The sequence below is a fragment of the Mesorhizobium sp. 2RAF45 genome, assembly GCF_052115225.1.
GTDB lineage: Bacteria > Pseudomonadota > Alphaproteobacteria > Rhizobiales > Rhizobiaceae > Mesorhizobium > Mesorhizobium jarvisii.
Map to the genome: position 1 here is coordinate 76,864 of NZ_JBFRGG010000020.1, position 12,193 is coordinate 89,056.

A 12,193-nucleotide genomic window follows, 5' to 3' on the forward strand; every position below is an offset into this window, starting at 1 on the left:
GGCGACCATTCGCGGATTGAAAGCAACTTAAAGGAAGCCGCCAAAGTCTTAGATTTCCAAAACAATTTGGGCGAGTCCGGCGTCTCGATATTGACCGACGTCTGCTGCCCCGCTCCTCAGAATTTACCAAATCCTTCCTTAATAGTTTACAAATCGCTAATTTTCGATTTTACTAATGTATGGGTATAGAGGGTGCCCGCGGATCGCACGGTCGGGTGGCCGTGAGGTCTTGCAGGCGAGTTTGGGCAGGGATCTGGGTAGCAAGGCAATTTAGCGGAAGAACAAGGTGCGCTCATCGGGCGCGCCGTGAGACGCCGCGTCTATGTCTGTCCTCGGCGGAAGGCAGACGTTCCCATTCCGGAGTTCGCTCGCGAGTTTGCCGTCGAGGCGTCGGCGGCACGGGTGACGGGAGTGGGTATTGTGAATCAAGTGTTGTCGCGTGCGCCCCAGGGCGTTGAGCCACGGGTCGATGGGCGCCAAATTCATCCGCTGCCGGCCGCGRCAACCGGTCGCCCGAATGCGCGGACCGATGCGCGCCAGGCTGGCGCCTCAGAAATCCTTTTCGTCGACCCCTCTGTATCCGATCTCGGCACGATCCTCGCCAATCTGCGACCGGAGGTCGAGGCGATCGTGCTCGACGCCAACCGCCCGGCCGCGCGCCAAATGGCGCTGGCGCTCGAAGGCCGCGACGGCCTCGACGCCGTGCACGTCATCGCCCACGGCGCGCCTGGGCGGGTGAACTTCGCAGCGGGCGAATGGTCGGCCGAGACGCTCTACGACGACCAGGGCGATCTCGCTGCGATCGGTCGGGCGCTGGGCGGACTTGGCGAACTGCTCTTATGGAGCTGCAACGCCGGCGCTGGCGCGGCCGGAAGCAATTTCATCGACGCGCTGTCACGCGCGACGGGAACGCCAGTCGCGGCGGCGAACGACCTAGTCGGGTCGCAGACGCTGGGCGGCGACTGGAAACTAAACATTCGGACAGAGAACGCCGCGGCGCGGCCGCCGCTAACCCGGGGGGGCATCATGAGCTACGTAGCAGTTCTAGCGGCAATCGAGATCACCGTATCCGGCTTGGTTCCGAGCGGCTTGACGGCCGGCTCGACGACCTACTTCGTGGTGGACAGGGACCACGGCTCGATCGTTGGCAACATCAGTCTTCCGAACATGGCGAACAGGCCCTTCCGGATCACCGTCAAGGTGCCTGGCGGGTCGACGGGCCTCGACGTCGGCGTCTTCGACGAAGCCGGCAAGTTCACCTCGGCCGGTTTCACGGTGGATGTACCCACGCCTCCATCCGGCGCCGTCGGACCAAGGGGGTGATGTCGTGCTGAACCACACAATTCCCTTCCATAGCCCGGCCGCCGCGCGGCCGGGCTTCAGCCCATCAACACAGCAAGGTTCGCCCCAATACCCCCAGGGCGATCATGCCATGACGTCCGAAGTCGTGTTCATCGATCCCGCCGTCAGCGACATCAGCACCCTTCTGGCAGGGCTAAGGCCCGGCGTGCAGCCGGTGCTCCTCGATGCCACGCGGCCCGCGGCCGCGCAGATGGCGGCGGCCCTATCCGGCCGCCGGGGCCTTGCTGCGGTACACGTCATCTCCCACGGCGCGCCTGGACGTGTCGGATTCGCGGCGGGCGAATGGTCTGCTGAGACTCTGGCGCGCGACGCCGGTGAACTAGCTGCGATCGGCCGGGCCATGGCCGGGGACGGCGACCTGCGGCTGTGGAGTTGCGAGACGGGCCGAGGCTTGGCTGGTGAGGCGTTCGTCGATGCACTCGAGGATGCTACCGGGGTTTGCGTCGGCGCCACCAGCGCTTTGGTCGGCACGGCTGCCCTGGGTGGACAATGGGAGCTGGCGGGCAAGCAAAAGGCGCCGCTGACGACGACAGGGGTCGCGAACTATTCGGGCATATTGAGCGTGGAAATTACACTTAATGGGACGCTTGATACATCGGCGAATGTCGGAAAGATGTTCGCTGTTGAATACTATGTAACCAGTCCTTCCGGCGCTATTGTTGCCAGTTTCTCTCTTCCATCTGAGGCCGTTCCCCCTTTCATATCAGTTGCGGTTATACTGAACGTTCCTGTGAATGCGGCCTCAACAATATATACAATTACTGCTCTCGTCCCCCAGGCTGGGAACAACTCCAATCAAGATTTTACCCAAGTTGCTGCAGGAACCTTTACGGTTCCGGCTTCTGGCATTGGCACGGTGACGTTTGCCAATGCGGACACTACCAACAGCAACGGTGTCTTTGCGGTAACCACGTCATCTGCTGGAACAACATTGGCCCCACAGGCGCCACGGGTTCGACCGGCGCCACAGGTTCGACGGGTGCCACAGGTTCGACTGGTGCAACCGGAGCTACAGGTGCGACCGGCAATACAGGTGCCACAGGTTCAACCGGAGCGACGGGTTCGACCGGCTCTACTGGTGCCACAGGTGCGACCGGCAATACAGGTGCCACAGGTTCAACTGGGGCTACAGGCTCAACGGGCGCGACCGGAGCAACCGGCGCCACAGGCTCCACCGGCTCCACTGGTGCCACAGGTGCGACCGGCAATACAGGTGCCACAGGTTCAACTGGGGCTACAGGCTCAACGGGGGCTACAGGCACAACTGGCGCGACCGGAGCAACCGGCGCCACCGGTGCAACTGGCGATACCGGAGCCACGGGCTCGACCGGAGCAACGGGTGCCACTGGCTCGACCGGTGATACTGGCGCGACAGGTTCGACTGGAGCAACCGGTGCCACGGGCGCAACTGGCGATACGGGCGCCACCGGAGCAACTGGAGCCACAGGTGCGACCGGCGATACGGGTGCCACCGGCTCGACTGGCGCGACCGGCGCCACAGGCGATACCGGCGCGACAGGATCGACTGGTGCTACAGGTTCAACTGGTGCGACCGGTGATACGGGTGCCACTGGTTCGACTGGAGCAACGGGCTCGACCGGTGCGACTGGCGATACCGGGGCAACAGGTTCGACTGGAGCAACGGGTGCCACGGGTGCGACCGGCGATACAGGTGCCACGGGCTCGACTGGAGCAACCGGAGCCACGGGTGCGACTGGCGATACCGGMGCGACRGGMTCGACTGGTGCTACAGGTTCAACKGGTGCAACCGGTGATACGGGTGCCACGGGTTCGACCGGAGCCACTGGTGCGACCGGCTCAACTGGCGCAACCGGTGCGACTGGCGATACGGGTTCCACCGGCGCCACGGGCTCGACCGGAGCCACAGGTGCGACTGGCGATACCGGTGCCACAGGCTCTACCGGAGCCACAGGTTCCACCGGCGCAACCGGCGATACCGGAGCGACGGGYTCGACYGGWGCTACCGGCGCCACAGGCGCGACCGGCGATACCGGAGCGACGGGCTCGACTGGAGCTACCGGCGCCACAGGAGCAACTGGTGATACGGGCGCCACAGGCTCGACCGGAGCAACCGGAGCCACGGGCGCCACCGGCGATACCGGAGCGACGGGTTCGACTGGAGCTACCGGCGCCACAGGTGCGACCGGCGATACGGGTGCCACGGGTTCGACCGGAGCAACCGGCGCGACCGGCGATACCGGAGCGACGGGCTCGACTGGAGCTACCGGCGCCACAGGAGCAACTGGTGATACCGGCGCCACAGGCTCGACTGGAGCAACCGGTGCCACAGGTGCGACCGGCGATACGGGCGCCACAGGCTCGACCGGGGCAACCGGCGCCACAGGTGCGACCGGCGATACGGGCGCCACAGGCTCGACCGGGGCAACCGGCGCCACGGGCGCCACTGGCGATACGGGCGCCACCGGCTCGACCGGAGCAACCGGAGCCGCGGGTGCCACCGGCGATACAGGCGCCACAGGCTCGACCGGGGCAACCGGCGCCACAGGCGCGACCGGCGATACGGGCGCTACAGGCTCGACTGGAGCAACCGGAGCCACAGGTGCCACGGGCGATACCGGAGCGACGGGCTCGACTGGAGCTACCGGCGCCACAGGCGCGACTGGAGATACAGGCGCGACTGGAGATACAGGCGCCACCGGCTCGACTGGAGCTACCGGAGCCACAGGCGCGACCGGCGATACGGGCGCCACAGGCTCGACCGGGGCAACCGGCGCCACAGGTGCGACCGGCGATACCGGAGCGACGGGCTCGACGGGAGCTACCGGCGCCACAGGAGCAACTGGTGATACGGGCGCCACAGGCTCGACTGGAGCAACCGGCGCCACAGGCGCGACCGGCGATACCGGAGCGACGGGTTCGACCGGAGCTACCGGCGCCACAGGAGCAACTGGTGATACGGGCGCCACAGGCTCGACTGGAGCAACCGGAGCCACGGGCGCCACCGGCGATACCGGAGCGACGGGTTCGACTGGAGCTACCGGCGCCACAGGAGCGACCGGCGATACGGGTGCCACGGGTTCGACCGGAGCGACCGGCGATACCGGAGCGACGGGCTCGACCGGCGATACCGGAGCGACGGGCTCGACCGGGGCAACCGGCGCCACAGGCGCGACCGGCGATACCGGAGCGACGGGCTCGACGGGAGCTACCGGCGCCACAGGCGCGACCGGTGATACGGGCGCCACAGGCTCGACCGGGGCAACCGGCGCCACAGGAGCAACTGGTGATACGGGCGCCACAGGCTCGACTGGAGCAACCGGAGCCACAGGTGCCACCGGCGATACCGGAGCGACGGGTTCGACTGGAGCTACCGGCGCCACAGGCGCGACCGGCTCGACTGGCGCGACCGGCGCCACAGGCGATACCGGCGCGACAGGATCGACTGGTGCTACCGGATCGACTGGTGCAACCGGTGATACGGGTGCCACTGGTTCGACCGGAGCAACTGGTGCTACGGGTGCAACCGGCGATACGGGCTCTACCGGAGCGACGGGCTCGACTGGTGCTACAGGCTCAACTGGCGCGACCGGAGCCACAGGTGCAACTGGCGATACGGGTGCAACCGGTTCGACTGGTGCAACCGGCGCCACGGGTGCCACAGGCGATACCGGAGCCACGGGCTCGACCGGAGCTACAGGTTCGACCGGCGCGACCGGCTCGACTGGAGCAACCGGCGATACGGGCGCTACGGGTTCGACCGGGGCCACGGGTTCGACCGGAGCAACCGGAACCACAGGTGCAACCGGCACCACGGGTGCCACTGGTTCGACCGGGGCGACCGGTGCCACTGGCGATACCGGAGCAACAGGTTCAACTGGGGCTACAGGCTTAACTGGCGCGACTGGAGATACAGGCGCGACCGGYTCGACTGGWGCAACCGGAGCCACAGGWGCGACCGGCGATACGGGCGCCACCGGTTCGACCGGAGCTACAGGTTCGACTGGAGCAACGGGTGCCACGGGTTCGACCGGAGCAACTGGAGCAACCGGCGCCACAGGTGCGACTGGCGATACGGGTGCAACCGGTTCGACTGGTGCAACCGGAGCCACAGGAGCGACCGGAGCAACTGGTGCAACCGGCGATACGGGCGCAACGGGCTCGACTGGAGCCACGGGTGCGACCGGGGCAACCGGTGCCACTGGCGATACAGGCGCCACCGGTGCAACCGGAGCCACGGGTGCGACCGGCGATACGGGCGCCACGGGCTCGACTGGAGCAACCGGAGCCACAGGCGCGACCGGTGATACCGGCGCGACAGGATCGACTGGTGCTACAGGTTCAACTGGTGCGACCGGTGATACGGGTGCAACGGGTTCGACTGGAGCTACCGGAGCCACGGGTGCGACCGGCGCTACAGGTGCAACTGGCGATACCGGCGCCACGGGTTCGACCGGAGCTACAGGTTCGACAGGCGCGACCGGCTCGACTGGAGCCACAGGCGCCACAGGTGCAACTGGCGATACCGGCGCCACGGGCTCGACTGGAGCTACAGGCTCGACCGGAGCAACCGGAGCCGCGGGTGCCACAGGCGATACCGGAGCCACGGGTGCCACCGGTGCGACTGGCGCAACCGGAGCCACAGGTGCGACCGGCGCTACCGGTGCGACTGGCGATACCGGAGCAACAGGTTCAACCGGAGCGACCGGCGCCACAGGTGCGACCGGTGACACCGGCGCCACGGGCTCGACCGGAGCTACAGGTTCAACAGGTGCGACTGGAGATACAGGCGCCACCGGCTCGACTGGAGCTACGGGCTCGACCGGTGCAACTGGCGATACCGGGGCAACAGGTTCTACTGGAGCGACGGGTGCCACGGGTGCGACCGGCGCTACAGGTGCAACTGGCGATACCGGCGCCACTGGTTCGACTGGAGCTACGGGCTCCACTGGCGCCACCGGCTCGACTGGAGCAACCGGCGCCACAGGTGATACCGGCGCGACAGGATCGACTGGTGCAACGGGTGCCACGGGTGCGGCCGGCGATACAGGTGCCACGGGCTCGACTGGAGCAACCGGAGCCACGGGTGCGACTGGCGATACCGGCGCAACGGGTGCCACTGGTTCGACTGGAGCAACCGGCGCCACGGGTGATACCGGCGCGACAGGATCGACCGGTGCTACAGGTTCAACTGGTGCAACCGGTGATACGGGTGCCACTGGTTCGACCGGAGCAACCGGAGCTACAGGCGCGACCGGCTCAACTGGGGCAACGGGTGCCACGGGTGCGACCGGAGCGACGGGCGCGACCGGCGATACGGGGGCCACGGGCTCGACCGGAGCAACTGGCGCCACGGGTGCGACCGGTGATACGGGTGCCACTGGTTCGACTGGAGCTACGGGCTCGACCGGAGCAACTGGAGCAACGGGTGCCACGGGTGCGACTGGCGCAACCGGTGATACCGGAGCAACAGGTTCGACTGGAGCAACAGGTGCCACGGGTGCGACTGGCCATACGGGCGCAACGGGCTCGACCGGAGCAACTGGAGCAACCGGCGCCACAGGCGATACCGGCGCGACAGGATCGACTGGGGCTACAGGTTCAACTGGTGCAACAGGTGATACGGGTGCCACTGGTTCGACCGGGGCAACCGGTGCAACTGGTGATACCGGAGCCACGGGCGCAACCGGCGCTACCGGAGCAACAGGTTCAACTGGGGCTACCGGCGCCACGGGTGCAACGGGTTCGACCGGAGCTACAGGTTCGACAGGCGCGACCGGCTCGACTGGAGCAACTGGCTCGACCGGAGCAACCGGACCGAAGGGCGACACCGGGTCTAAGGGCGCGACAGGTGCCACTGGCGCAACCGGCTCGACCGGGGCAACCGGGCCTAAGGGCGACACAGGACCCAAGGGCGACACCGGACCCAAGGGCGCGACGGGTGCCACTGGCGCAACCGGCTCGACCGGGGCAACCGGGCCCAAGGGCGACACAGGACCCAAGGGCGCGACGGGTGCCACTGGCGCAACCGGCTCGACCGGGGCAACCGGACCGAAGGGCGACACCGGACCCAAGGGCGCGACGGGTGCCACTGGCGCAACCGGCTCGACCGGGGCAACCGGACCGAAGGGCGACACCGGACCCAAGGGCGCGACGGGTGCCACTGGCGCAACCGGCTCGACCGGGGCAACCGGACCGAAGGGCGACACAGGACCCAAGGGCGCGACGGGTGCCACTGGCGCCACCGGCTCGACCGGGGCAACCGGCTCGACCGGGGCAACCGGACCGAAGGGCGATACCGGACCCAAGGGCGCGACGGGTGCCACTGGCGCAACCGGCTCGACCGGAGCAACCGGACCTAAGGGCGACACCGGACCCAAGGGCGCGACGGGTGCCACCGGCGCAACCGGCTCGACCGGAGCAACTGGACCGAAGGGCGATACCGGACCGAAGGGTTCGACAGGTGCCACTGGCGCAACCGGCTCGACCGGGGCAACCGGACCGAAGGGCGACACCGGGCCCAAGGGCGCGACGGGTGCCACTGGCGCAACCGGCTCGACCGGAGCAACCGGACCGAAGGGCGATACCGGACCCAAGGGCGCGACAGGTGTCACTGGCGCAACCGGCTCGACCGGGGCAACCGGACCGAAGGGCGATACCGGACCCAAGGGCGCGACGGGTGTCACTGGCGCAACCGGCTCGACCGGGGCAACCGGGCCGAAGGGCGACACCGGGCCGAAGGGTTCGACGGGTGTCACTGGCGCAACCGGCTCGACCGGGGCAACCGGACCTAAAGGCGACACCGGACCCAAGGGGGCCACGGGTGCAACCGGTGCCGCAGGCTCGACCGGGGCAACCGGGCCGAAGGGCGACACCGGGCCGAAGGGTTCGACGGGTCCGACCGGCACAACTGGTCCGACCGGACCCTCGGGCGGTCACAACGACTCGATCGTTCCGTCGACGACAACCCTGGTGACGCCCACCCCGAAGACCGCCAATGTCACGCCCGACTCGCTCGGCCTCAAGGATAGCTGGCAATTCCTGCAGCCGGGCTCGACCGGCAACGGCAGCGGCGGCCAGCCCTCGCTACACCACCTGATCGGCCTGGCGGCCGGCTCGGTGACGACCGATCTCCTGAATATCCTCAATACGATCAGGGGATTTGGTCACCAACAGAACCAGCCGTCCGGCGTGACTACGGACCAGACCTTGGATGCGACCAAGCACGGTACCGGCTACGCCAGCACCGACCACACCGCCAAGACGACCCTGAAGGATCTTCTGAAGCCGCATGAGTGAGCAAGACTGGCGAGAGACCACCGAAGGGAAACGCGCGAACGTCGCGGAAGAGCGAAGTTCGCGCGTTAAACATCCCGGGACACGGTTTGGCAGAAGAGTCGCGCGGCCGATCAATTCGGAGTACGATGGCAACATGATCGAAACCCTCGGCAGAGGCACTTCGGCCCGGGAATTGTCGAGTTCACTTGCGTGCCGGAAGACAAGTCCATGGTGAACATCCCCGTGAACGCCGAAATCCAAGCGGTCCCGATCCAAGCCGGTTCCGCGCAAGGCGACGCGGCGGGCGGCGAGAGCACTATGGCGCGGATCCCTGGCGGTCCGGCCGAATTTGACAAGATCGGGCCACGCCTCAAGGCGATGCTGCGCGCCGCCCGCTATCACGGCGTCGAGCTCGACCCGAACGAATTCAGGGCCGCGAGCGCGATTCCAGCCGCCGCCGATCTGTCGCAGTGGGCGCAGGACGCAGGCATGTGGTCGCGCGCCGTGCGCATCCGCTGGTCCCACCTCTTGCGTTTCCAGGAAGCCGGACCGGTCGTCCTGTTGTTCAACGATGGCGGCGCGGCTCTCCTCACCGGGGCGAGCGCCGAGCGGAACATCGTCTTCCTGAAAAGTGCGGATGCACCCGACGATGGTGAAGCCGTCGCCATCGACGAGTTGCGGCTGTCGCAGGTGTGGACGGGCGAGGCATTGCTGCTGCGCGCCACACGATCCTATGTCGCGGCGGATGCGCCCTTCACCCTTCGCTGGCTCGCCGAACTGGTGCGGCTCGAAAGCCACGCCCTGCGCGATATCACCATCGCCTCGTTCACGCTGAGTGTCCTGACCATCCTGCCGCCGCTTATCGTCATGACGGTGGTCAACAAGGTGCTGCAGTTCAACAGCGTCTCGACGCTGGTGCTGTTGTCGGCGGTGATCGCCGTGGTTTTCGCCTATGAGACACTGCTTGGCCATGCACGGCGGCTGATCATCAATGTCGTCGGCGCCCGTCTGGACACCAAGTTGCAGCTGCACGTCTTCWGCCGGCTGTTACGCCTGCCGCTCGACTATTTCGAACGGCATCCGGCCGGCGAGACGATGTATCACCTCGCCCAGGTCTATCGCATCCGCGAGTTCCTGACGGGAAAACTCCTCAGYACGTTCCTGGATATGATCACGCTGTGCGTGCTGGTACCGGTSATGTTCTACATCAACRCCKCCCTCGCCTGGATCGTGCTGGCCTGCGCGGTGGTGATCCTGCTGATCATCCTCGCCTTCCTCAGGCCGCTGCGCGGCAGATATCAGCGGGTGGTCGACGCCGAGACCTGGAAGTCGGCGGCGCTCGGCGAAACGGTCGTCGGAATCAAGACGGTGAAGGCGCTCGGTCTCGAGCCGCAGCGCAAGGCGCTCTGGGATGAGCGGGTGGCCGAAGCGGGAAAGGCGCGTCTCGCCTTCGGACAGCTGGCAAGCTGGCCGCAGACCCTGGTCACGCCGATCGAACGTGTGATGGTGCTCGGCACCATGCTGATCGGCGCCTATCTCGCGATGAACGACCGCACCGGCTACATGGTCGGCGGCTTGTTCGCCTTCATGATGATCGCCCAGCGTGTGGCCCAGCCGCTGGTTGGCCTGGCCCGACTGGTTGAAGACTACGAGGAGGTCGGTGCGGCGATCGGCGAGGCAGCGTCGGTCCTCAACCGGCCGCTGGAGAGCAGTTCGAACTCCACCGGCCTGAGACCCAAGCTGGTCGGCGAGGTCGTGTTCAGCGACCTGACCTTTAGCTATATCGCCACCAAGACGCCGGCGCTCGACCGGGTCAGCTTCCATATTCCCGCCGGCAGCATGTTTGGCATTGTTGGGCGCAGCGGGTCGGGAAAATCGACGGTCGCCCGCCTCCTGCAAGGGATCAACCGCGACTACAGTGGGTTCCTCAAGCTTGATGGCGTCGACCTCAAGGAAATCAACCTGCGCCATTTGCGCCAAGGGCTTGGCGTGGTGCTGCAGGACAACTTTCTGTTCCGCGGATCGATCCGCGACAACATCATCGCCGGGCGCCCGGGCCTGACCCTTTCCGACGCCATGCGCGCCGCGCACCTCGCCGGCGCCCAGGAATTCATCGAGCGGGTGCCGAATGGCTACGACACCTACATCGAGGAAGGTTCGCCCAATCTATCAGGCGGTCAAAAGCAGCGGCTGGCGATCGCGCGCGCGCTCATCCACGATCCGACCATTCTCATCCTCGACGAGGCGACCAGCGCACTCGACCCGGAGAGCGAGGCGGTTGTCAGCGCCAACCTCATGCGCATCGCCAGCGGGCGCACGATGATCATCGTTTCGCACCGGCTCGCCTCGCTGACCGAGTGCGACAACATCCTCGTCATGGATCAGGGTAAGGTCCTCGACGTCGCGCCGCATGCGACCTTGCTCGAACGATGCGCGCTCTATCGCCAGTTGTGGTCGCAGCAGAACCGGCACCTCGATGGCCGCCACGGCCGCCCCGTCGCCGTCCCGCCGCGGCTGGTTTGATCATGTCGCGCGCCTCATATTCGCATCAGGTCCGGTAACCCATGAGCAGCACCTCTCTCACCGCCCTTCCCGCTCGGTGGCACCGGATGGAAACGAGAGATCCGACGACGCCGGCCATACTCGAGTTCCAGTGGCCGTCGACGGCTGTCGCCAATGCGCCTATTCCGCGGGCGGCGCGCGGCATCGTCTGGATCGTTTCCAGCCTGGTCATCGCGCTGATCGCCCTGGCGGGTCTGATACCGGTCGATCAGGTGGTGACGACCAGAGGGCTGGTGGTCTCGCAATCCCCCAACATCGTCGTGCAACCGCTGGAGACAGCGATTGTCCGCTCGATCGAGGTGCGGGAAGGACAGCGCGTCCAGGCCGGCCAATTGCTTGCCCGCCTCGATGCGACCTTTTCCTCGGCCGACCAGGCGGCACTGGCGATGCAGGTCTCGACACTTGAAGCCGAGGTGGCGCGGTTGAAGGCGGAGGCCAGCGGCCAGGCGTTCACCTACAACGGCCTCGACCCGAGTTGGACCCTGCAGGTGTCGATATTCGAGCAACGCAAGGCGGTCTACGACGCCAAGGTGGAGAATTTCGAACGCCAGCGCGACGAACTCAGCTCGGTAATTTCGCGATCGCAATCCGATGCCGACGGCTACCGCCAGCGGCTGACGGTCGCCGACTCGATCGAACAGATGCGCAGGCAGCTCGAGGCAAGGCAGGTGGGGAGCCGCCTCAACACGCTCCTGGCCGAGGACAACCGCGCGGAAATGTCCCGGGCGCTCGGCAATGCCGAGCAGACCGCGGAAGCCGCCAAACGCCAGCAGGCAGCGGTAGCCGCCGAGCGCGACGGCTACATTCAGGGCTGGCGCGCTGAAGTCTCGCAGAGCCTGTCGGAGGCAAGCACGCGGATCTCCGACGCCCGCGAACTTCTCAACAAGGCAAAGCTTCGAAACCAGTTGGTCGAGTTGAAGAGCCAATCAGACGCCATCGTTCAATCGGTGGCAAAAGTCTCCGTCGGCTCGGTCATGCAGTCAGGGGAGCGCTTTATCACGCTGGTGCCGGC

The 12,193-nt window shown here is 66.7% G+C and carries 5 protein-coding genes; all 5 read left to right on the top strand.

Annotation, left to right across the window (positions count from 1 at the left end; all coding sequences use genetic code 11):
• Positions 1 to 306 precede the first annotated feature (306 nt).
• Positions 307 to 1,323 (top strand): DUF4347 domain-containing protein, encoded by a 1,017-nt coding sequence (locus AB4Z43_RS31260; protein WP_441940601.1) that lies wholly within the window; start codon positions 307 to 309, stop codon positions 1,321 to 1,323.
• Positions 1,324 to 1,432: 109 nt separating this feature from the next.
• Positions 1,433 to 5,236: a DUF4347 domain-containing protein gene (locus AB4Z43_RS31265; protein ID WP_441940609.1), complete on the top strand. Its 3,804-nt coding sequence runs from the start codon at positions 1,433 to 1,435 to the stop codon at positions 5,234 to 5,236.
• A 3,077-nt stretch (positions 5,237 to 8,313) separates the two neighbouring features.
• Positions 8,314 to 8,640, top strand: a complete 327-nt coding sequence (locus AB4Z43_RS31270) for a hypothetical protein (protein ID WP_038646827.1) — start codon at positions 8,314 to 8,316, stop codon at positions 8,638 to 8,640.
• A 207-nt stretch (positions 8,641 to 8,847) separates the two neighbouring features.
• Positions 8,848 to 11,142: a peptidase domain-containing ABC transporter gene (locus AB4Z43_RS31275; protein WP_441940603.1), complete on the top strand. Its 2,295-nt coding sequence runs from the start codon at positions 8,848 to 8,850 to the stop codon at positions 11,140 to 11,142.
• A gap of 86 nt (positions 11,143 to 11,228) precedes the next feature.
• On the top strand, positions 11,229 to 12,193 hold a 965-nt coding region (locus AB4Z43_RS31280; protein WP_441940605.1), incomplete at its 3' end, for an HlyD family type I secretion periplasmic adaptor subunit.